Genomic DNA, 22309 nt, shown 5'->3' with positions numbered 1-22309 from the left:
TCACTTATCGTGATCACGCACCGCGAGAGTGCTGCGCCGGGGCGGAACCCGGCCGCGGGACGCCGATAGCCTGGATGAGATCCCGGATCGGGAAAGGGGGGTGAGGAATGTCGATCAGGCCGCAGACACCGTCGGGCGCGCGCCCGAGCATGGCCGACGTCGGCCGCCTGGCGGACGTATCCGCTCAGACCGTCTCCCGCTACTTCACCGGCACGGGCTACGTCAGCGCGGAGACCCGCGAGCGCATCACCGCTGCGGTCGCCCAGCTCGGGTACCGGCCGAACCACCTGGCCCGCGCCTTCCGAGCGAATCGCACGAAGACCATCGGCGTCATGACCATGGGCACCATGAACTACGGCATCACCGCCCTGTACTCCGGGCTCACCGCCGCCGCCCACGCCACCGACTACTCGATCGTCATCCGGCACATCGACTCCGACCTCGACGAGCCCGGCGCGCTCGAGGAGGCGCGGCAGGGCCTCGAGGGCCTCCAGTCCCTGCAGGTGGACGGCATCATCCTGGCCACGCAGTACCGGGACGCCGACGAGCTCGCCGAGGGCATCTCGGAGCGGTTCCCCGTCGTCACCCTCTCCGGCCTTCCGCAGCCCAACGCGGACACCGTTGCGCTGGACTCGCATCAGGCCGGGCTCCTCGCGACCCGGCACCTCATCGAACTCGGGCACGAGCGGATCCTTCACGTGCCGGGACCCGAGAACCGCAACGAGACGCTCGAGCGCGAGCGCGGGTACCTCGACGCGATGAGCGAGGCCGGCCTTCCCCCGCTGCCCCGGCCCTCGGGCACGAGCTGGTCCGCCGACACCGGCCATCGGGCCGGTCTCGCCGTCGACCCGGCCGAGTTCACCGCCGTCTTCGCGGCCAACGACGCCATCGCGCTCGGCTTCACCAGCGCGCTGCGGTCCCGCGGCTACGAAGCCCCGCGCGACTACTCCATCGTCGGCGTCGACGACATGCCGGAGGTCGCGTACTACGCGCCGCCCCTGACCACCATGCGCATGGACTTCGACGAGCTGGGCACCGTGGCGTTCGACATGATCCGCCACCACATCGAGAAGGGCGAGCGACTCGACCTGCGGGTTTTGCCGTCCGTGCTCATCGAGCGCGAGTCGACCGCGCCGGCTCGCCCGGAGGCCGATCGCGCACCGTCGTCCTGACGCGGCGACCGCCGATCGCGGATCGCGGATCGCGGATCGCGGATCGCGGATCGCGGATCGCGGCCGACGATCCGCTTCGAGAATGCCTGCGCGACCGGGAAACAGGGAAGCCCCCGACGTGAGTCAGGGGCTTATTCGGTCTCGAGCCGATGCGCGGAGACGGTGGGATTTGAACCCACGGTACCCAATAAAGGGTACTCCACCTTAGCAGGGTGGTGCACTAGGCCGAACTATGCGACGTCTCCCGAGCGCCCGCGAGCGGACACACGACTGCCATCATAACGGCAGAGCGCGGCCCCCGCGATTCGGCACCTGGGGAAAGGCCGAAGACCATTCCCAGCCGCGCTGACTTGTCCTCCAATTAGGGGACAAAGTAGAGTTCCGAGGAAGCGCTCGAACCGGCTCCCCCGAAAGCCGTTTCTCCGATCGTCTCACACGCCTCTACCCAAGGATCGACACCACACGATGCTGCGCCCAATGACGCGATGCGCCCGACGCTGCGTGCCCTCCCGCACGCGCGTCGTTCGTGATGGCATGGACATCGTCCGTCGCCGATCCGTGAGGAAGAACTCTCACTCATCGACCAGTTCGGGTTGGTCCCGAGTGAGATAGGCGAGCCTCCGCGGACATTGGGTGTGTCCAGCGGGGGTTCGTCGCCTACACAGGGGCCGCGGTGAGGACTACCGCGGCCCCCCTGTAGTTTTCCGGCGCGATGAAGCGCGCTCGGGCACCTGTTGTCCGCCGTCTGCGGTGCGGGCCCGAGCACCACCCCCGAAGTGGGGTCCCCGCTTTGGAGGACAGCGCGCGTAGTCTCGTCTCACGCGTGCACCGCCTCCCCCAGGCATGGACGTTGTTCTGCGCTTCATGCGTCAGGTGCATCACCGAAGAGCCCGACGCAGCTGACTCCCCCCGAAGATGTACCTCCTCGGTGAGGTACTCCCCCTCCCCCCGAAATGAGATCCGCCATGTCCACGCGCGCCAGAAACACCGCCCGCCGCATCACCACCGCCGTCGTCCTGCCCGGTGTATTCGCCGGCATGCTGATGTTTGCCACGCCTGCCACCGCTGCGACGAGCCCGGTCGCCGGCATCTGCAACGGGGTGACGAATCAGCTGGGGCACCGCGGCGCCGTGCAGCCGAACCTGCTGAAGGCCGCGGCCCGGCAGAACGCGGTGCAGATCGCGACCCTGACCGCCGAGCGATCCGCCCTGGTGACCACCCAGAACAGCCTCACGGCGCAGATCACCGCGGCGGAGAAGGAGATCGCCGCGCTCGACGCTGAGCTCGCCACGCTGGTCGGGAAGATCGACACGACGACGATGTCGCTGACCAAGCTCGAGGCGGACAAGGCGACGCTGACCGCGGCCATCGCCGCAGCGAACACCGAGCTGGCGACGCTGCAGGGGCAGAGGACGACGCTGGTGAACCAGATCACGCCGCTGGAGACACGACTGACGGCCGCACAGACCGAGCTCGCCAACCTGAACTCGAAGATGACCCAGGCCCTCGCCGACAAGGCGACCAGGGAGGGCGAGCTCGCCGCCGCCAAGACCCGCCTGGACAGTGCGACGGCGGCGGCGACGACGGCTCAGAACGCCGTCGACGCCCAGGTGGCGGCGATCGGCACCGCGACGCAGGAGCTAGGGGACGCGACCGCCGCGGGGAACACCGCTCAGGCGGCGGTCGACGCCGCGGAGAAGAAGCTGGCGGACGCCCGCCTCGCGCTGCCGGGGCTGGAGGCGACCGCCAAGACCGCCGACACCACCGCCGCCGCGGCGACCGCTGCGGTGGTCAAGGCCGAGGAGAACCTGCGCCTGGCCGAGCAGAGCGTGACCAGCCTGACCCAGCAGATCGGTGCTATCGCCGCAAGGCTCCCCGTCCTGCAGAGCGAGATCGCCGGCCTGCAGGGTGACATCACCACCAAGAACGCCGAGATCGCCGCGAAGCAGAACGAGATTGCCGCCGCGACCGCGACGCCGGTCGCCGACGCCGCCGCGCTGCAGATCCAGCTCGACAAGCTCGAGGCCGAGCGCAAGGCGCTGTCGAACAGCAGCAGCGACCGGGCCAAGCAGCTGCAGACCCAGATCGTCGCGCTCCGGGCGCAGATCACCGCGGCGGAGCAGCAGGCTGCGAGCAAGACGGCACTGATCACCGCCCTGAACGGTGACCTGTCCAAGCTGCAGGGCCAGCTCGCTCTCCTGAACTCACAATTGTCGGCCAAGCAGCAGGAGAGCAGCAACCTCCAGCAGCATCTCCCGGGCCTGCAGTCGAGCCTGGCTGGCGCGAACGCGCAGGTCACCTCCGCCACCGAGACGCTGGCCGACGCCAGGGCCGCCCAGACCGCCGCGAACAGCGCCGTGACCGATGCCAACGCCGCGGTGACCGCCAAGAAGGCGGAGATCGCCGCGCTCGAGGCCGCACTGCCCGGCCTGGTCGGGGACGCGACCGCCGCCGAGGCGGAGATCACGACGAAGCAGGGCGAGCTCGCGGCCCTTCAGGACGCCCTGCCGGGCCTGCAGGCCACCCTCGCCGCCGCCGACGCCGCGGTCACCCGCGAGAGCACCGAGGTCAGCCGCCTCAACGGTGAGGTCACCAGGCTGGTGACGACGCTGGGCACGCTGAACACCTCGATCACCGCTGCGGAGAACGCGATCCTGTCGCTGCAGAACCAGCTCACCCCGCTGCAGGCCTCGCTGAACACGTTGAACACGCAGATCAGCGAGAAGGAGGCGGCCCTCACGACCGCCAAGACCGATCTGAGCGCCGTCGACGCGAAGATCGTCACGGAGTCCGCGATCCTCCGGACCCTGGAGAGCGCCAAGAAGGTCAACCGCGATGCGGTTGCCGCGCAGAGGACCGTGCTGACCGGTCTGCAGGCCCAGTACGCGGCGGTTCTCGACCGGATCGCCGCCATCGACGGGACGATCGCCCTCGGCGGCTGCCTCGTCTGACAGCGCAACTAGATCGGCAGTACCACGAAGGCCCCCGGGGTAACCCCCGGGGGCCTTCGTGCGTGCGCCCCGCCACCGAATGGGAGTGCGGTGCTACCGGGCCGGTAAGCCGGGCAACAGCGGCGGCAGAGAGCGCGCTGCGCCGCCGACCGTGCGCCGTCGGGACTAGTCCAGCCGCCCCGCGGAGCAGGTGTACTCGGCGGCGGTCTGGCCCGAGATGGAGGACGGTAGCGGGGCCTCGGTCGGCGCGCCGGCGTCGGCCGTCGGCACCGGGGCGGGCGTCCCCGTGGCCTCGGGCACCGTGGGCGCGCTGGCCTCCGGCGCGGGCGCCGCGGCATCCGGCGTGGCCGCCGGCGTCTGCGCGGGCGCGTTCGGGTCGGGCACCGACCCGATGTTCACCGCGTCCGGGGAGAGCGCCACCGGCTCGTCGGCGCGGATCTTCGCGAACAGCACGTCCGCGTCCGCCTGGAGGGGCTTCACCCGGTTGGTGTAGATGCCGGTGCCGTCGGTCGTGCCGGGGTACTGCACGAAGGCGACCTTCTCCAGCGGGATGTCGCGCAGGGTGAGGGCGATCGACACCATCGTGTCGTAATTCGCGAGGCTCGTGGACAGCGACATGTTGTCGGCGGCGGCCTTCGCGAGACCGTAGAGCTTCGCGGGGTTGGTGAGCGTCTCGCTGCTCTTGACCGTGCGGACCAGGGACGACAGGAACACCTGCTGGTTGCTGATGCGGCCCAGGTCGCTGCCGTCACCCACGCCGTGACGGGTGCGCAGGAACTGCAGGGCCTCCTTGCCCTGCAGCGTGTGCTCGCCGGCGGACAGCTCGAGGTCGGTCTTCTCGTCGCGGATGGGCTCGGCGACGCACACCGGCACCCCGCCGATGGCGTTCGACATCTCGATCACGCCGCTGAACTCGATCTTCGCCGCGAAGGGGATCTCGAGTCCGGTCAGCTGCTCCACCGTCGCCACCGTGCAGGAGAGTCCGCCGTAGGTGAGGGTCATGTTGATGGCATCCGCGGCGACGGCGGGATGCTTCACGCCCTCCTCGTTGGTGCACGACGGGATGGGGATGATGAGGTCGCGCGGGATGCTGACTACGACGGCGTTGGAGTGGTCCTCCGAGATGTGCATGAGCATCGTCACGTCGTTCAGCTCGGCGTCGCGCGTGCCGTATGAGGGGTCACCCTCGCCGCTGTCGCTGCCTACCAGGAGCAGATTGACGCCGCCGTCGAACTCGCCGATGGAGGGCACGTCGTCCCCATCGCCGCCCGAGATGTCGATGGAGCGACTCTGAATGGTGCGGTCGATGTTCCACAGCGCCACCGCAGCGATGGTGCCACCGCTGACGAGCAGGACCGCCAGAACGAGGGCGAAGCCTTTCAGCAGCGCAAGCATGGGATTGGAGCGCTTGAGACGTCCGTGCCGCGCGATGCCGGAGATGCGATTGGGGCTGCTCGACCGCGAGGATCTGTCGCTCATCCGGCTCCTTTCAGGCTGGCGCTGGGATCGCGGGAACTTACGGAAAACGCGGAGGGCGTGGGATTCGAACCCACGAGACATTTCTGCCCACCAGTTTTCAAGACTGGCTCCATCGGCCGCTCGGACAGCCCTCCCGTGCACGCCGGGACCGGTGCTCCCGCGGGAAGGGGCCGGTGGAACGACGTGGAAGCCGAGTGTAACGGATGCGTCTTGGCGACCGCTGCTGGACCGCTGGCCGGCCGGATGCACCGCGCACGGGCGTGCGTTCCCGCTCGTGGCTGCCGGTCAGCGCTGCCGAGATACCCCGGGATGCGCCGACGGCGTCAGCTAGTGCTCGATCGTCCGCAGCGCCGCGGCGAGGCCGTCCGACGTCACGGGCGCGGTGACCTCCGAGCTGGCCGCGAGCACCTCCTGCGGCGCCTGACCCATGGCGATGGCGCGGCCGTGCTCGCGCGCCCACTCGAACATGTCGATGTCGTTCCGCCCGTCGCCGGCGACCACGACGCGCTCGAGCGGGATGTCGAGGAGCCGGCGCACGCGCTCGAGGGCGGTCGCCTTGTTCACGCCGTCCGGGGCGATGTCGAGCCACGCGGTCCAGCCGATCGCGTAGGTGACGCGGTGCAGGCCCATGCGCTCCACGACCGCGAGGAAGTCCTCCATGTCGTGACCGGGCGAGATCACGACGACGCGGGTGGCGTCGCGGTGCAGGAGCTCCTCGAACTCGACCTGCGTGCCCTTCGCCTCGAGGAAGCCGTCCGGGAACTCTCCCCCCGAGTACAGGTAGTGCCCGTCCTCGTCCTCCACGGCGTAGCGGCCGCTGGCGAGGTAGGGGCGGATGCGCTGGAGCACGTCCGTGGGATCGAAGGTCTCCACGAAGCGGCGCCGGTATCCCTCGGGGGACGAGGGGTCGCGGTGCATCGTGATGGCGCCGTTCGAGCAGACCACGTACTCCGGGGAGACGCCAAGCTGCGTGAGGATGGGGAGGGCGTCCGCGACGGAGCGCCCCGTCGCGACCATGACCTCGTGCCCGAGTCCCGACACCCGCTGCACCTCCTCGGTCACCGCGTCACTGAGGGTGCCGTCCATGCCGAGCACGGTGCCGTCGAGGTCGAGCGCGATCAGCAGCCGGTCGTGCCGGACCGCGGGGATGGTGTCGGACGACATTCAGTGCTTCCCCGTGGGCTGGAGCACGTCGAGCCCGCCCAGATAGGGACGGAGCGCCTCGGGCACGACGACGGAGCCGTCGGCCTGCTGGTGGGTTTCGAGGATGGCGACGATCCACCGGGTGGTGGCCAGCGTGCCGTTGAGGGTGGCGACGGGGGTCGTCTTCCCGCCGTCCGCGCGGTGCCGGATGTCGAGCCTGCGCGCCTGGTAGGTCGTGCAGTTCGAGGTCGACGTGAGCTCGCGGTAGGCCTGCTGGGTGGGGATCCACGCCTCGACGTCGAACTTGCGAGCGGCGCTCGAGCCCAGGTCGCCCGCCGCGGTGTCGATGACCCGGTAGCTGAGACCCAGGTCCTGCAGCATGCCCTCCTGGTGGGCGAGCAGGCGCTCGTGCTCCGCCTCGGCGTCCTCGGGGGCGATGTAGCTGAACATCTCGAGCTTGGTGAACTGGTGAACGCGGATGATGCCGCGGGTGTCCTTGCCGTAGGAGCCGGCCTCGCGGCGGTAGCAGGTGGACCAGCCGGCGTAGCGGAGAGGCCCCTTCGACAGGTCGAGGATCTCGTCGCTGTGGTAGCCGGCGAGCGCGACCTCGCTGGTGCCGGTGAGATAGAGGTCGTCGTCGGCGAGGTGGTAGATCTCGTCGGCGTGCTGGCCGAGGAAGCCCGTGCCGCTCATGATCTCGGGCTTCACGAGCGTCGGGGTGATCATCGGCACGAAGCCGGCCGCCAGGGCCCGATCGAGTCCCATGTTCATGATCCCGAGCTCGAGCCTGGCGCCGATGCCCTTGAGGAAGGAGAACCGGGCACCGGAGACCTTGGCGCCGCGGCCCATGTCGATCGCGTCGAGAGCCTCGCCGATCTCGAGATGGTCCCGCGGCTCGAAGTCGAACTCGGGGATCTCGCCCACCGTGCGCACGAGCGCCCAGTCGTCCTCGCCGCCCTCCGGCACGCCGTCGAGCACGATGTTCTCGATGGCGCGCACGGCCAGCGAGAACTCGGCCTCCGCGTCCTGCGCGGTCTGCGACGCGGTCTTCACGTTCGCGGCGAGCGACTGCACCTCCGCGACGAGCTGCTTCTTCTCGTCGGGCGCGGCCTTCGCCACGCGCTTGCCGAAGGCGTTCTGCTCGGCGCGCAGGCGCTCGAACTCGGCGATGGCGGCGCGGCGGTTCGAGTCGGCCTCGAGAGCGCGATCCACGAGATCTTCGGACGACCGGCGAGCCCGCTGCGAAGCTTTGACCAGGTCAGGGTTGTCGCGGAGCAGTTGCGGATCGATCACGCGTCCACCCTACTTGGCCATGCCGTAGCGTTTACCGCGTGTCGACTGCCCCCGAACAGCCCGCCGCCTCCCCCGCACAGTCGCATGCCGCCGTCGTCTACAACCCCATCAAGGTGGACCTGGACGCGCTTCGCGCGACGGTCTCCGCGGCCCAGCGCGAGGCGGGCTGGGGCGAGACCCGCTGGTACGAGACGAGTGTGGAGGATCCCGGCGAGGGCGTGACCCGCGAGGCGCTCGACGACGGCGCGGCCATGGTGATGGCGGCCGGCGGTGACGGCACCATCCGGGCCGTGGCGGAGTCCCTCCGCGGCACCGGCGTGCCGATCGGCCTGCTGCCGTCCGGCACCGGCAACCTGCTGGCCCGCAACCTCGACCTCACGCTGGACAACGTCGAGGAGTCCGTGCGGAACGCGTTCTCCGGCGCCGACCGGAAGATCGACCTGGGCGTGGCGGACATCGAGCGCGCCGACGGATCCCGGGACCGGCACGTGTTCCTCGTGATGGCGGGCCTCGGCCTCGACGCGAAGATGATCGCGAACACGAGCGACAAGCTCAAGGAGCGCGTGGGGTGGCTCGCCTACGTCGAGGCCATCATCCGCTCGCTCCGGGACAGCAACGCGCTGCGGATGCGCTTCACGCTCGACGACAACCCGCCGCGGACCCTGCGCGCCCACACCATCCTCATCGGCAACTGCGGGTCGCTGCCCGCCAACATCCTGCTGCTGCCGGATGCCGCGGTGGACGACGGCGAGTTCGACATCGTCGCGCTGCGCCCCGAGGGCCTTCTGGGCTGGGCGCAGATCTGGGTGAAGATCGTGTGGGAGAACGGCGTGCTGCGCCGCACCCAGGTCGGCCGCAAGATCATGGGCGTCACCAAGGAGGTGCGCACCCTCCGCTACATGAAGGGCCGGCAGCTCGTCGTGCGGCTCGAGCGCGCGGAGGACTTCGAGCTCGACGGCGACAGCTTCGGCGACGCACGGGCCGTGAAGCTCACGGTGGACCCGCTCGCCCTCACGGTGCGCATCCCACCCGAGGCGGCCTGACCCCGCAGAGAGCGGTCCTGATCCGTCCCGGCGCGAGCGCCGGGAAGCGCCCCTGCCCAGGCACGAGGATCCTGCCCAGCTAAAAGCTGCGCAGGATCCTTCTGCCTGGGCAGGAGCGGTGGTCCGGGGTCAGGCTCCGTCTTCGGCTTCCTGGGCAGCGGCGATCACATCGACATCGTCGGTCGACACCGTCACGGTGCCCGCGGCGGTGTCGAACTGCAGCTCGGCGGCCCCGTACTCGTCAGCGTCGGCGCCGGCACGCCAGACCGCTCCCCACACACCGTCGACGAGGCTCGCCGACGTCACGACGCCGGACGCGCTCACGACGCGGACGGCGGTGACACCGGTACCGGCCTGGCCGCTGAGCTGCGCGTAGTCGTCACCGGTCGCCGCATTGCCGTACCCGGCCACGAAGCCGAAGGAGAGGATCTGGTCGGCTGCAAGTTCCGGTTGGAGCGTTGTGGTGCCGGTCGAGACGACAACGCCGTCCTCCACGAAGGACTCCTGCAGAACGCCATCCGCGATCTGCCAGCTGCCCTCGTAGTCGCCGACCTTCTGCGTCAGGAGCGGAGCGTCGACGGCGGCGGGCTGGTCGACGCTGGATTCCGAGGTTCCGGCCGACATTCCGAGGATCGCGGCGGGCAGGAGCATCACGGTCGCGGCGGCGGCGGTAGTGGCGGTGAGGATGTTGATCACAGGTGTCTTCCTTCGAGTTGAGACAGCGCCCGGGCGGGCGGCGGTGATCGGGAATCACGTTCCCGACTCGAATCCCACGATTCCGCGCCCGGGCCGCGTCCACATCGCTCCCGCGTACCCATCTCCTCCGTCTCAGTGATGACCCGTCCTCATCCGAGCTGCTGTCACCCGCCCCGTCGCCCGGGCGACCGCCGGAGTGTTCCCGCATGCCTCGCGTCCCTTCGACGAGCTCAGGGACCGTGGGTCGCGCGTCCCTTCGACAAGCTAGGGACCGTCGGGGCGAGGACCGCGCGGGCTAGCGACCGAGGAGGCCGTCCAGCCAGGCGCGGGCCTCGAGGAACACCGCGTCGTCGTAATGGTCGCGATAGGTGCTCGGCGCCCTGTCCGCGCGCGGGTACGAGCCGAGGAAGGTGACCCGGGGGCTGAAGCGGCGCAGTCCGAGCAGCGCGTCCGCCACCCGCTCGTCGTGCACGTGTCCCTCCGCGTCGATGACGAAGCGGTAGCGGCCGAGCTCGTCACCGATGGGCCGCGACTGGATGAGGCTGAGGTTCACGCCGCGGGTCGCGAACTGCTCGAGCATTTCGAGCAGCGCTCCCGCGCGGTCCTCGGGCAGCTCGGCGATCACGCTCGTCTTGTCCGCGCCGGTGCGTGCGGGTAGCTCGGTCGTGCGGCTCACCAGCACGAAGCGGGTGACCGCGTTCGGGTTGTCCTCGATGCCGGTGGCGAGCACCTCGACGTCGTAGTGGTCGACGATGCCGGGCGGCGCGATCGCGGCGTCGGCGATGCTCGGGGCCGAGCCGCTCTCGGGGTCCGGGAGCAGGGTGGCGGCCGCGGCGACGTTGGAGGTCGCGGGGATGTGGCCGACGCTCGGGAGGTTCGCGTCCAGCCAGGCGCGGCACTGGCCGTAGGCGACGGGATGCGCGTTGATGGTCCGCACGTCGCTCAGCCGGGTGCCGGGGAGGGCGACGAGCACGAAGTTCACCGGCACGAGGTACTCGCCGATGATGCGCAGGTCGGGCACGTTAGCGAGCGCGTCCTGCGTCGCGGTCACGCCGCCCTCGACGGAGTTCTCGATCGCGATCATCGCCGCGGTGCTGCGGCCGCTCACCACATCCGACAGCGCCTCGCCCACGTTGTTGACGGCCCGCCAGGCCTTTCCGCGGGCCGCCTCGACCTGCGCGAGCGCCGCCTCGGTGAAGGTGCCGGACGGCCCGAGGAAGCTGTAGGTCTCCGACGGGGTGTGGTGCGGCGCCGGAGCGGAGGGTGCGGGCATGGGAAAACCCTAATGGGCGGCAGCAGCGGCGCATCCGGGCGGGGCAGGGCGCGGATCGGGCCGCAGTGCCAATATGGGGACCATGACCGACCGCGCCGGAACACCCGCCCAGGAATCAGATCTCGTCGACGTCGAGGCACTGCTCGCCGCCTATTGGAGCGGCAAGCCCGATGTCTCCAACCCGGAGCAGCGGGTCGTCTTCGGCACGTCCGGCCATCGCGGCAGCTCCCTGAACACGGCTTTCAACGAGGATCACATCGCCGCGATCACCCAGGCCATCGTGGAGTACCGCACCGAGCAGGGCACGACGGGCCCGCTGTTCATCGGCATCGACACCCACGCGCTCAGCACGCCCGCCCTCACGACCGCCCTCGAGGTGCTCGTCGGCAACCAGGTGCGCGTGCTCGTCGACCAGTACGACAACTACACGCCGACCCCCGCCGTCTCCCACGCCATCCTCAAGTACAACCGGGCCGGCAACGACGACGAGGCCGACGGAATCGTCGTGACCCCCAGCCACAACCCGCCGCAGGACGGCGGCTTCAAGTACAACCCGCCGCACGGCGGCCCCGCCGACAGCGACGCGACCGGCTGGATCGCGAATCGCGCCAACGAGATCATCGCGGGCGGGATGCGCGACGTGAAGCGCGCGGAGCCGAGCGGGGTCGAGACCTACGACTACGTGGCGAACTACGTGGACGACCTCGAGAACATCATCGACATGGCGGCCATCAAGAAGTCCGGCATCCGGGTGGGGGCCGACCCGCTGGGCGGCGCGAGCGTCGCGTACTGGCAGGCCATCGCGGACCGGTACGAGCTCGACCTCACGGTCGTGAACCCCACCGTCGACGCGACCTGGCGCTTCATGACGCTGGACTGGGACGGCAAGATCCGCATGGACCCGTCGTCGCCCTCCGCCATGGCGTCCGTGCTCGCGCACAAGGACGACTACGACATCCTCACCGGCAACGACGCCGACGCGGACCGCCACGGCATCGTGACGCCCGACGCCGGGCTCATGAACCCGAACCACTACCTCGCGGTCGCGATCGACTACCTGTACCGCAACCGTTCGGACTGGCGCGAGGATGCGGCCATCGGCAAGACCCTCGTGTCGTCCACCATGATCGACCGGGTCGCCGAGTCCCTCGGCCGCCGCCTCTGGGAGGTGCCGGTGGGCTTCAAGTGGTTCGTCCCCGGTCTGGTCGACGGATCCGTGGGCTTCGGCGGCGAGGAATCGGCCGGCGCCAGCTTCCTGCGCTTCGACGGCACCGTGTGGACCACCGACAAGGACGGCATCCTGCTCGCCCTGCTCGCCGCGGAGATCCGCGCCGTGACCGGCAAGACGCCGTCGCAGCTGTACGCCGAGCTGACCGAGCGGTTCGGCGCCCCGGTATACGAGCGCGTGGACGCGGTTGCGACGAAGGCCCAGAAGGCGGCCCTCGGCAAGCTCGACGGCGACGCGATCGCCGCGACCGAGCTCGCGGGCGAGCGGATCACCGCCAAGCTCAGCCGCGCGCCGGGCAACGACGCGGCCGTCGGCGGTGTGAAGGTCGTCTCGGAGAACGCGTGGTTCGCCGCGCGCCCGTCGGGCACCGAGGACGTCTACAAGATCTACGCCGAGTCGTTCCAGGGCACGGACCACCTGCACCGCGTGCAGGAGGAGGCCCGCCGCATCGTGGACGAGGCCATCTCCGGCGCGTAGCCGCTTACGTCGCTTCGACGGGCTCAGCGACCGTGGTCACCGTCCCTGAGCCTGTCGAAGGGACGCGGTCCATACGGTCCCTGAGCCTGTCGAAGGGACGCGACCCGTGTAACGGAACGGCCCCTAGGGGACGCTCCAGAACGCGGCGTACGCGCCCGGGTGCTCGACCGTGATGGTGTTGTCGAAGTCGCGGAAGTTGTGGTCGAGGTTGTGGCCCGCCATCAGGATCTTCTGCTTGCCGTCGACGATCTCCACCGCGGACACGATCTGGGTGTGGTCGAGGGAGTCGTTGAGGTTCCAGTCGAACACCACGATGTCGCCGGGCTTCACCTGGTCGCGCTGCTCGAGCGTGAGCGGGGTGATGCCGAGCTCCTGCTGGTTGGCGCGCAGCCAGCGGTCGAAGGTGGGCACGTGGATCCAGGCGGACGTGTACTCGGTGCCGCCCGCGCGGTTGTGCCACTCGTCGGTCATCTTCCAGCCGCGCTGCAGCAACGTCTGACCGACGAAGTTGACGCAGTCGCCGCCGATCGGGTTCATGTTGCCGAACTCGGCGAGGTTGTAGTTGTTCCAGTGCTTGAGCGCGTAGGTGAGCTGTCGGTCGACGGGCGTCTGCACCGTGTAGCTCACGGGGGCGGCGGTGGAGGCGACGGGAGCGTCGCCCTGCAGCACCTTCACGTCGGCCGCGGCGGGCTGGAAGTCGGTGGAGCGCGGCGCGACGACGGTGAGCGAGGTGTCCGACGCCACCGCGAGATTCGTGCCGGGGGTGCCGTTGAAGGTCGCGGCGGTCGCGTCGCTCAGCCCGGTCCCCTCGATGGTCACGGTCGTGCCACCACCGACGGAGAGCTCCGCCGGGGCGACCGCGGTGACCGCGGGCTCGGCTGCCGGCTCCTCGGCGGGCGTCTCGGCCGGCGCCGCGGGCTCGGCGGTCGACCCGCCACCGGCCGAGTCGCCACCGACGGAGGCGCCGCCGGATGACGCACCGCCGTTCGTCGCGTCACCCTCGGCGGGCGCGGCGGTGCAGCCGGCCAGCAGCAGGGCCGCGGCGCCGAAGAGGGCGATGGCAGCGGAACGGGTGCGGCGAGGAGTCACGAAGGCCTTTCGAGCGGGAGCGCGAGCGCTGTCATGGTAACCCGCGCCCCCGGGAAAGCCCCAGAGTGACCGGCGGGCCGCGCCGCCCGGCGGGGTCGACTACGGGCGACGCACATCGGTGACTACTCTCTGATACCGCGGGCGTCGCCCATCCGACCGTTCCGCCAATCGTGTTGATCGCCCTCGCCGGCAGGTGACCCGCCTGGCCGAACTCTCGCGGGAGCAGGACAAAGGAGAACGATGACTTCGAACGGCGCGGCTCTGCCGCAGATCCCGGACACCAGCGGGGACACGCGGTCGTTCCCGCCCGGATTCCTCTTCGGCGCGGCCACCGCCGCCTACCAGATCGAGGGCGCTGCGCACGAGGACGGCCGCACCGACTCCATCTGGGACGCGTTCGCCCGCGTGCCGGGCGCCGTGCTGGACGCGCACGACGGGTCCGTCGCGTGCGACCACTACCACCGCTACCCGCAGGACGTCGCGCTGATGAAGGAGCTCGGGCTCGACACCTACCGGTTCTCCACGTCGTGGTCCCGCATCCAGCCCGACGGCGGCAACGTCAACCGCGCGGGCATGGACTTCTACTCCCGGCTGGTCGACGCGCAGCTGGCCGCGGGCATCAAGCCGTGGCTGACCCTGTACCACTGGGACCTGCCGCAGGCGCTGGAGGAGAAGGGCGGCTGGACCAACCGCGACACCGCCTACCTCTTCCGCGACTACACGCTCAACGTGTACGAGGCGCTGGGCGACCGCGTCGACGTGTGGACGACGCTGAACGAGCCCTGGTGCTCCTCCTTCCTCAGCTACACCGCCGGGGTGCACGCCCCTGGCCGCCAGTCACAGCGCGACGGACTCGTCGCCGCGCACCACCTGCTGCTGGGCCACGGGCTCGCGGTCGAGGCGCTGCGCGACCGGCGCTCCGACCTGACCCTCGGCATCACGCTCAATCAGACCCTGCCGAAGCCGCTCGACCCGCAGAACCCGGCCGACGTGGACGCGGCACGCCGCATCGACGGCCAGTTCAATCGCATCTTCCTCGACCCCGTGTTCCGGGGCGAGTACCCGGCGGACGTGCTCGAGGACGTCGCCGAGTACGGGCTGCTCGACGTCGTGCGGGACCGCGACCTCGAGATCATCTCGGCGCCCATCGACGCGCTCGGCGTGAACTACTACCACGGCGAGATCGTCTCGGCCACGCCTGCGGAGGGCATCCCCTCGGGCGACGCGCCCGTCGGCCGGGCCACCTCGTCGCCGTACCCCGCCGCCGACGCCGTGTTCAACCACCCCCAGGGCCTGCCGCTCACCGACATGAACTGGGAGGTGCAGCCGGACGGGCTCCGCGAGGTGCTCGCCCGCATCGACCGCGAGTACGCCCGACCCGCTGGCGTCGACCTCTACGTGACCGAGAACGGCGCGGCCTACGACGACGTCGTGGCCGAGGACGGGCAGGTGCACGACACGGAGCGCGTCGCCTTCCTGCGCGCCCACCTCGCCGCCGTGCTCGACGCGATCGAGGAGGGCGTGAACGTGAAGGGCTACTTCTACTGGTCGCTCATGGACAACTACGAGTGGGCGTGGGGCTACCACAAGCGCTTCGGCATCGTGCGGGTCGACTACGACACGCAGAAGCGCACGGTGAAGGACAGCGGCAAGGAGTACGCGGCCATCATCGCGGCCCGCTCCCTCGGCACGTCCTCCTGACGCCGACGCCCCCGTGCGATCGCGGCGGCCCCGTCGGGTCGTCGCGATCGCGTGTCGGAGGCTGCTGGGTCACACTGCCGGAGCGAGGATGACGACCTTCCCGGACGCCGGCCGCGCGGCGACCTCCGCGTGGAACGCCGGAAGATCCTCGAGCCGGACCCGGCGGCTGACGTCGATGCGCAGTTCGCCCCGGTCGACGGCCGCGGCGAGGGCGGCCAGCTGACTCGCGTCGCTGCGGACGAAAAGGTCTACGCCTCGGACGTTGCGCGCCTCGTCGCTCGGCGCCTGCATCCATACCGTCGTGTTGACCACGACGCCGCCGTCCCGCACGAGGGCGGCCTGGTCGGCGAACTGCGACGGATCGATCGGCGCGAGGTTGAGCAGGAGGTCGACGGGCTCCGTGACCGCCCCGACCACGTCCGTGGTGGTGTGGTCGATGACCTCGTCCGCGCCTGCGGCACGCACCCGCTCCGCACTCCGCGGGCTCGCCGTCGCGATCACGTGCGCACCCGCGTTCTTCGCCAGTTGGATCGCATAACCACCGACCGCGCCACCCGCGCCGGTGATGAGCACGCGCTGCCCCGAGGTAAGGCCGCCGAGCTCGAACAGCGCCTGCCAGGCGGTCAGTCCCACCACCGGCAGGGCGGCCGCATCGGCGAGCGGCACGCTCGACGGGGCCGGGGCCAGGATGTCGGCGGCCGCGAGAACGTACTCCGCCGCGGCACCGTCCCCGATCATCGGCAGGAAGCCGATGACCGCGTCGCCGACCGACACCGTGTCGACGCCCTCACCGAGCGCGTCGACCGTGCCGGCGACGTCGATGCCCGGCGTGTGGGGCAGAGCCACCGGGAACGGGCCCTGTAGACCGCCACCGCGGATCCCCGCGTCGACCGAGTTGAACGACGTCGCGGCCACCCGGATGCGGACCTGGCCTGCGCCGGGAACGGGCACGGCCACGTCCTCGTAGCGGAGGACACCGGCATCACCGTACTCGTGGAATCGAACTGCCTTCATGACGAACTTCCTTCTGCTTGGATTCGGGTGCTTCGAACTCGAAGCACTAACGCGACGGTAGCACTGCTTCGAATACGAAGCAAGTAGAATGTCGTCATGACGGACAAGAGCTCTCCCGCGTCGCTCTCCCCCACCGAGCTGGAGGCGTACTTCGCGCTGATCGAGGTGAGCAGCCTCGTGCGGCACACCGTGGAGGAGCAGCTGCGGAACGCGGGCGGCCTCAGCTACGTGCAGTTCCAGCTCCTGGCGACGCTCGGCGATTCGCCGGACGGCAGCCGGCGCATGACCGAGCTGGCGGACGGGGTCGTGTACAGCCGCAGCGGCCTCACCTACCAGGTCGGGCTGCTCGAGAAGGCGGGACTCGTCGTGCGCAGCCCGTCGGCGGACGACGACCGCGGCGTGACGGTGACGCTCACCGCTGGAGGACGGGATGTGCTCGCCCGGGTCTTCCCCGGTCACATCGACGGACTGCGCCAGCTCCTGTTCGAGCCGCTCACATCGGAGGACGTCGACAGCCTCGCTCGCGTCCTCACCATCGTTCGCGACCACATGCGCTCGAACCCGCCCCGTTCGGCGAAGCCGCGACGCAAGGGCGCGGCACCCCGCCCCGCCTCCGGCGACGCCTGAAGTCCGTTCCGTCCCTTCGACAAGCTCAGGGACCGTAGGGGCCGCCGCAGGGGGCGACCGACGCGACGAACACGGTCGCTGAGCCTGTCGAAGCGACGTAGGTCGCCTGGCGTCCCTTCGACGAGCTCAGGGACCGTGGAGGGGTCGCCCAGGGGCGCGATTGACGCGACGAACACGGTCGCTGAGCCTGTCGAAGCGACGTGGGTCGCCTCGCGTCCCTTCGGCGGGCTCAGGGGCCGTGAACGATATGCCGAATTCGATTACCGGAGTTCCTTTCGGTGATCGAATTCGACGACATAAAGGACGCGCATTGCGGCCATAACGGGCGAATAGTGCACCGCACTTCGTCGCAGGAGGCGAAAGTCGCGCCCCCCTTTTCCCAGGAAGGGCGCCCCCGTTCATGCAGGAGCGCGCCCCCGTTTTTTTACCTGCCGGTTACATGAAGCGGCGGCCGCGCAATGGTGGATTCGCCACCCATACCACCCGAGATGCTGGGCGCAATGAGGCTCTCATCGGGGCTTGACGGCCGTCGCCGACCGCTGGATCACCCTGGCATCACAAGGGGAAATGCCGATCGAATTCGGTTTCCGTACACCGCGGATTCACGTTAACGGCGCGTCAACTTCCTGTGACAAAACGTTTCCGAGGGTTGTGCTGCGTCGGGCTTCGGGTTGTTATTGAGCAAGGCTCGAGATGCCCCCCGAACGCGTCACACCCGATCTTCGACGTGTTGCCCCACCCTCTCTCGGCCAGTGCAGTGTTGCGCGCTTCGCCCGCTGTGCTAACCCCCCCTCTCAGCACAAGGACCCAACCTATGCTTACCCTCCCGCATGCCCTCAATGGACCCTTCGTCGACTTCGACTGGACCCTGATAAGCGATTACTACACAGCGCTTTCGCCCTATTTCCCACTCGCCGTAGCCGGAGTCGTGGTGTGGGCCCTGTGGCTCTATCGATTCATCCTGTCGCACCGCGCCCGTCCGATCGTGACCGAGTTCCGGGCGAGGACGTCGGTAGTCGTGCCGTCGTTCCATGAGGACCCCGAAATCCTGATGAGCTGTCTCGAGACGTGGCGCGCGCAGAAGCCGGACGAGATCATCATCGTTCTCGACCTCGCCGATCTCGACGCGTACGCCCGCCTCACAGCGCTCGACGACCCGACCATCAGGCCGATCCTGTTCCACCACGTGGGCAAGAGATCCGCCCTGGGGGCGGGAATCCGCCTCGCCAAGTACGACATCCTCGTGCTCACCGACTCGGACACCTGGTGGGAGCCGGGCCTGCTGGAGAACGTGCAGATGCCCTTCGAAGACCCGCTCGTCGGTGCGGTGAGCACCCGTCAGAACGTGTACCAGCGCAACTCGAGCGTCTGGCGGCGCGTGGCCGACTGGATCATCAACGTCCGCTACCTGGACTACGTGCCGGCCATGGGCGCGGCCGGCGCTGTGCCCTGCGTCTCCGGCCGAACGGCCGTCTACCGCCGAGCAGCCGTGCTGCCCGTTCTTGAGCACCTCGAGAACGAGTACTTCATGGGCAAGCGCTGCATTTCCGGCGATGACGGACGCCTGACCTGGCTCGTACTCGCGTCGGGCTACAAGACGGTGCACCAGATGTCCGCACGCGCGCTCTCGATGTTCCCCGCCAGCCTTGGCGCCTTCATCAAGCAGCGCGTGCGCTGGAGCCGGAACTCCTACCGCTGCTACCTGACGGCCATCGCCCGGGGCTGGCTGTGGAACGTCCCGTTCATCACCAAGGTGACCGTCCTGCAGATCCTGGTCACGCCGCTCACCATGGGCCTCACCATGTACTACCTGATCTTCGCCCGACTCGACCTCACCGTCATCGGCGTGATCGCGGCTCTCGCCTGGCTGCTCCTCGGCCGCGGCATCCGTGGCATCTCGAACCTCCGCGAGCACCCCAGCGACATCCTCATCCTCCCGGCACTCGCGTTCGCGGTCATCCTCGTCGCGCTGCCGATCAAGCTGTACGCCTTCATCACCATGAACAAGCAGGGCTGGCTCACCCGGCACGCGGACCAGATCGGTGGCGACGGCCAGAACTTCCAGAGCCTCGAGACCGTGCAGGTCAATCCGTGAAGGGCCGCAAGCCGCTCCTGCTCGGGATCCTCACCGGTGTCGTACTCCTCGCCGTAGCCGGCGCGTGGTTCTTCAGCGCCAACGCGTGGCAGAACCGAGAGCTCGATGCCGTCGGTCGCAACGAGATCGCCTCGAACGGCGCCGTGCAGGGGGTGCTCTACCCGGGCAACCCGCTGCGCGAGGCACGGATCGTGGAGGCCGAGGACAAGCGCCTCGTCTACGTGCGCACGGTGGCCGCGGCCGCGCGGTGGCGCGTCGAGGGGTTGAACGGCGCGTACCGCCTGAACACCGGGACGGTCAACACGCTCGTCCTCCCGGCACGCGAGGTCCCCTGGACCGTCTCGGACCTGCTGATCCTGGCGCCGCAGAGCTTCGTGCAGCAGCCGGACGGCTCGTTCCTCCTGTCGGAGAACATCGCCGTGCTCGCCGGTGCGACCCTGTCCTTCGAAGCGCCGGAGGGCATCCGGGTCCGGTTGAAGAGCGACGACGAGTCGTTCGTGTCCGTCGTGGCACTGGGCGGATCGCTCGCGATCGGCGGATCGGAGTCATCCAAGGCCGAGATCAGGAGCTGGGACACGGCCGCGGACGGGCCCGACACGGAGACCCGGGACGGTCGTGCCTACGTCCGGGTGATCGGCGGCAACGCCACGTTCTCCCACGCGGACTTCTCGGACCTCGGCTTCTGGAGCGGCAACACCGGCGGGCTCGCGCTCACCGGCACGGACACGGTCAGCATGTTCACCCCGTCCCCCGCGGCGGCGGAATCCGGTCCGCAGCCGGGAGCCCCTCTCCTCCCGAACACCGAAGTGACGACGCTCTCCATCGTCGCGGACGACTACAGCCTCGTCACCGCGGGGATCGACGACGTCACCGTGACCGGCAACGCCTACGGCATCTTCGTGACCAACGCCGAGGACGTGCTCATCGCCGACACCACCATCACCGGCAGCCTGGTCGACGGCCTCGCGCTGCACCGCGGGGTGTCCGATGCGGTGATCCGGAGGACCACGTCGTCCGGCAACAACGTCGACGGATTCTCGCTCGACCGGTCGAGCACCGGCGTCGTGTACTCCGACGTCACCGCCGAGGACAACGGCCGGAACGGCATCTCGCTCGACGGTCAGGCGCTCGCCGACGGTCCTAACGCGGTCGGCACGGGCACCCGTGAGTTCGGCGGCAACACCGTCCGCGGCAGCACGATCGCCGGCAACGAGCGGTACGGAATCGAGGTCAGCGGCGGTGAGCGGCTGAGGGTCGTCGACAACACGGTCGAACGGAACGAGGTCGGCGTCGTGGTCAACGAGGGCGCGACGCACGTGACGATCGAGGACAACACCTTCACGGCCCAGGTCGCGCAGTCCGTCGCCGTCCGCGACGGCAGCGCCGACACCGAGGTCACCGACAACCGCATCATCGGCGGCGACACGGGCGTGTACGTGCGGAATGCCGACGCCCAGGTCACCCGCAACACGATGACGTCGATCTCCAACCACGGAATCACCCTCGTCGGCAACATGAGGGACACCTATGTCGCCGCGAACTCGGTGGCCGGCTACGGCTCGAAGGCGATCTGGACCAAGGACTCGGTCTTCGCCACGGTCGAGAAGAACGAGCTGCTCGACTGGCACCCCGCGGTCACCGTCGCGAGCGTGGTCAACTCCGTGTTCCAGCCCCTCACCTTCGTGTGGCTGCTCCTCGCCACGCTCCTGATCGCGAGCGCCGTGACCCGCACGCGTCGGCTGCGCGTCCGTACGATCGGAAGCCCCTACCCCGAACGCGTTCCCCTGACCTCCCTCAGCAAGGGAATCGTCCGGTTCGACGGAACGCGGGAGACATCATGAAACCGCTGAAAAGACCCCGCGTCCTGTTGCTGCTCGCTCTCACGGCCGTCCTGATCATCGGCATCGGTATCGGCGTCACGGCGGCTCTCGTCGGGCGCTCGGCCGGGCCCTCGGGCGACTCCGCGGGGCCGGCTCGGACGGCGACGCCGGAGCCGACGGCCGACGAGGCACCGCCCGCACCGGCTCCGACCGCGACCGCTCCCCCCGTGCAGCCCGTCCCCGACTGCCCCGACGCGAACGTCCTCGTGTCGACGGCCGCGGAACTGAGCGACGCCCTGACCGAGCCGGAGCCGGGCACCGTCATCCAGCTCGCCGACGGCGTCTACGAGGGCGAGTTCGTGGCGACGGGCGACGGCACACCGGAGCAGCCGATCATGCTGTGCGGCACTCGCGAGAGCGTGCTCGACGGAGGAGCCATCGACGGCGGCTACGTGCTGCACCTCGACGACGCCTCCCACTGGGTGCTCAAGGGTTTCACCGTGCAGAACGGCCAGAAGGGCGTGATGGCGGACGGCACGACGAACTCCGTCATCGCTGACCTCCGCGTTCAGCAGATCGGTGACGAGGCCATCCATCTCCGCGCCTTCAGCACGGACAACCAGGTGACGGGTAACGAGATCTCGGACACCGGGCTGCGCCGGGAGAAGTTCGGCGAGGGCATCTACATCGGCACCGCCGAGAGCAACTGGTGCGACATCAGCAACTGCGAGCCCGACATGAGCGACAGGAACGTCATCTCCGGCAACTCGATCTCCGGCACGACGGCGGAGAGCGTCGACATCAAGGAGGGCACCTCCAGCGGTCGCCTCGTCGGCAACACCTTCGACGGATCCGCGATCGTCGAGGACGGCGCCGACTCCTGGGTCGACGTCAAGGGCAACGCCTGGATCATCGAGGGGAACACCGGCAAGAACTCGCCGCTCGACGGGTATCAGACCCACGAGATCCTCGACGGCTGGGGCACGGACAACGTGTTCCGGAACAACACCGCCAACGTCAACGGGGATGGCTTCGGCTACTCCTTGACCCCCGCTCGCGACAACGTGGTCGAGTGCAACAACACAGCCTCCAACGCCGCCGAGGGACTCTCGAACGAGTCCTGCGCGCGGAGTTGACGGGGGGCCGACGCGCACCCGTAGCGCCACCGGCCCTGTTCCACTTCTTCCCTCTACCCGAAAGAGCTATCA

16 protein-coding genes and 2 tRNA genes are annotated in these 22309 nt (G+C 69.4%); 9 read left to right on the top strand and 9 right to left on the bottom strand.

Annotated elements, in window-relative coordinates; genetic code table 11:
* Window positions 1–107: 107 nt before the first annotated feature.
* Window positions 108–1172: a LacI family DNA-binding transcriptional regulator gene (locus tag DAI20_RS05130; protein ID WP_108249426.1), complete on the top strand. Its 1065-nt coding sequence runs from the start codon at window positions 108–110 to the stop codon at window positions 1170–1172.
* 154 nt (window positions 1173–1326) lie between these two features.
* Here DAI20_RS05130 and DAI20_RS05120 read toward each other — a convergent pair.
* Window positions 1327–1417, bottom strand: a tRNA-Ser gene (locus DAI20_RS05120).
* 720 nt (window positions 1418–2137) lie between these two features.
* Between DAI20_RS05120 and DAI20_RS05115 the strand changes: the two genes are divergently transcribed.
* Window positions 2138–4123, top strand: a complete 1986-nt coding sequence (locus DAI20_RS05115; RefSeq protein ID WP_108249425.1) for a coiled-coil domain-containing protein — start codon at window positions 2138–2140, stop codon at window positions 4121–4123.
* Window positions 4124–4288: 165 nt separating this feature from the next.
* On the opposite strand, the gene DAI20_RS05110 is transcribed toward DAI20_RS05115, so the two are convergent.
* The 4 genes from DAI20_RS05110 to serS all read right to left on the bottom strand — a co-directional run bounded on the left by DAI20_RS05110 (window position 4289) and on the right by serS (window position 8038).
* Complete coding sequence (locus DAI20_RS05110) at window positions 4289–5602, bottom strand: LCP family protein (protein WP_108249424.1); 1314 nt, start codon at window positions 5600–5602, stop codon at window positions 4289–4291.
* A gap of 49 nt (window positions 5603–5651) precedes the next feature.
* Window positions 5652–5736 (bottom strand) — tRNA-Ser (locus DAI20_RS05105).
* A 193-nt stretch (window positions 5737–5929) separates the two neighbouring features.
* Window positions 5930–6766 carry an HAD family hydrolase gene (locus tag DAI20_RS05100; RefSeq protein WP_108249423.1) on the bottom strand — a complete coding sequence of 279 codons (837 nt, stop codon included), beginning with the start codon at window positions 6764–6766 and terminating at the stop codon, window positions 5930–5932.
* Complete coding sequence (serS, locus tag DAI20_RS05095) at window positions 6767–8038, bottom strand: serine--tRNA ligase (RefSeq protein ID WP_108249422.1); 1272 nt, start codon at window positions 8036–8038, stop codon at window positions 6767–6769.
* Between the two features lie 38 nt (window positions 8039–8076).
* Here serS and DAI20_RS05090 point away from each other — a divergent pair, with 38 nt between their 5' ends.
* Window positions 8077–9081, top strand: coding sequence for a diacylglycerol/lipid kinase family protein (locus tag DAI20_RS05090; protein WP_108249421.1), 1005 nt, complete (start codon window positions 8077–8079; stop codon window positions 9079–9081).
* A gap of 129 nt (window positions 9082–9210) precedes the next feature.
* Here DAI20_RS05090 and DAI20_RS05085 read toward each other — a convergent pair whose 3' ends face one another.
* The gene (locus DAI20_RS05085; protein WP_108249420.1) at window positions 9211–9777 is read right to left on the bottom strand and encodes a hypothetical protein; all 567 of its coding nucleotides are present in this window, start codon (window positions 9775–9777) and stop codon (window positions 9211–9213) included.
* Window positions 9778–10072: 295 nt separating this feature from the next.
* Window positions 10073–11050 (bottom strand): prephenate dehydratase, encoded by a 978-nt coding sequence (pheA, locus tag DAI20_RS05080; protein ID WP_108249419.1) that lies wholly within the window; start codon window positions 11048–11050, stop codon window positions 10073–10075.
* An 82-nt stretch (window positions 11051–11132) separates the two neighbouring features.
* On the opposite strand from pheA, the gene pgm reads away from it, so the two are divergent.
* Entirely contained in the window at window positions 11133–12755 is a 1623-nt protein-coding gene (gene pgm / locus DAI20_RS05075) for a phosphoglucomutase (alpha-D-glucose-1,6-bisphosphate-dependent) (RefSeq protein WP_108249757.1), read from the top strand.
* A 123-nt stretch (window positions 12756–12878) separates the two neighbouring features.
* Here the strand turns inward: pgm and DAI20_RS05070 are convergent, their stop codons facing one another.
* Window positions 12879–13844 carry an amidase domain-containing protein gene (locus DAI20_RS05070; RefSeq protein ID WP_240605879.1) on the bottom strand — a complete coding sequence of 322 codons (966 nt, stop codon included), beginning with the start codon at window positions 13842–13844 and terminating at the stop codon, window positions 12879–12881.
* A gap of 240 nt (window positions 13845–14084) precedes the next feature.
* Here DAI20_RS05070 and DAI20_RS05065 point away from each other — a divergent pair, with 240 nt between their 5' ends.
* Window positions 14085–15545 (top strand): GH1 family beta-glucosidase, encoded by a 1461-nt coding sequence (locus DAI20_RS05065; protein WP_108249418.1) that lies wholly within the window; start codon window positions 14085–14087, stop codon window positions 15543–15545.
* 69 nt (window positions 15546–15614) lie between these two features.
* On the opposite strand, the gene DAI20_RS05060 is transcribed toward DAI20_RS05065, so the two are convergent.
* A complete protein-coding gene (locus DAI20_RS05060; RefSeq protein ID WP_108249417.1) occupies window positions 15615–16559 on the bottom strand; it encodes an NADP-dependent oxidoreductase in 945 nt (314 codons plus the stop codon).
* A 96-nt stretch (window positions 16560–16655) separates the two neighbouring features.
* On the opposite strand from DAI20_RS05060, the gene DAI20_RS05055 reads away from it, so the two are divergent.
* The 4 genes from DAI20_RS05055 (at window position 16656) to DAI20_RS05040 (ending at window position 22237) form a co-directional block, all read left to right on the top strand.
* A complete protein-coding gene (locus DAI20_RS05055) occupies window positions 16656–17186 on the top strand; it encodes a MarR family winged helix-turn-helix transcriptional regulator (RefSeq protein WP_108249416.1) in 531 nt (176 codons plus the stop codon).
* Window positions 17187–18114: 928 nt separating this feature from the next.
* The gene (locus DAI20_RS05050) at window positions 18115–19281 is read left to right on the top strand and encodes a glycosyltransferase (protein ID WP_240605878.1); all 1167 of its coding nucleotides are present in this window, start codon (window positions 18115–18117) and stop codon (window positions 19279–19281) included.
* On the top strand, window positions 19278–21122 hold the full coding sequence (locus tag DAI20_RS05045) for a right-handed parallel beta-helix repeat-containing protein (RefSeq protein ID WP_108249414.1): 1845 nt from the start codon (window positions 19278–19280) through the stop codon (window positions 21120–21122). Before DAI20_RS05050 ends, DAI20_RS05045 begins: the two co-directional genes overlap by 4 nt.
* Window positions 21119–22237 (top strand): right-handed parallel beta-helix repeat-containing protein, encoded by a 1119-nt coding sequence (locus tag DAI20_RS05040; RefSeq protein WP_108249413.1) that lies wholly within the window; start codon window positions 21119–21121, stop codon window positions 22235–22237. Before DAI20_RS05045 ends, DAI20_RS05040 begins: the two co-directional genes overlap by 4 nt.
* Window positions 22238–22309: the final 72 nt, after the last annotated feature.

It is taken from the genome of Planctomonas deserti, from assembly GCF_003067705.1.
In the GTDB taxonomy this organism is placed as follows: domain Bacteria; phylum Actinomycetota; class Actinomycetes; order Actinomycetales; family Microbacteriaceae; genus Planctomonas; species Planctomonas deserti.
The sequence above is the reverse complement of the archived record's forward strand: the minus strand, read 5'-3'. Positions and strand labels throughout refer to the sequence as shown.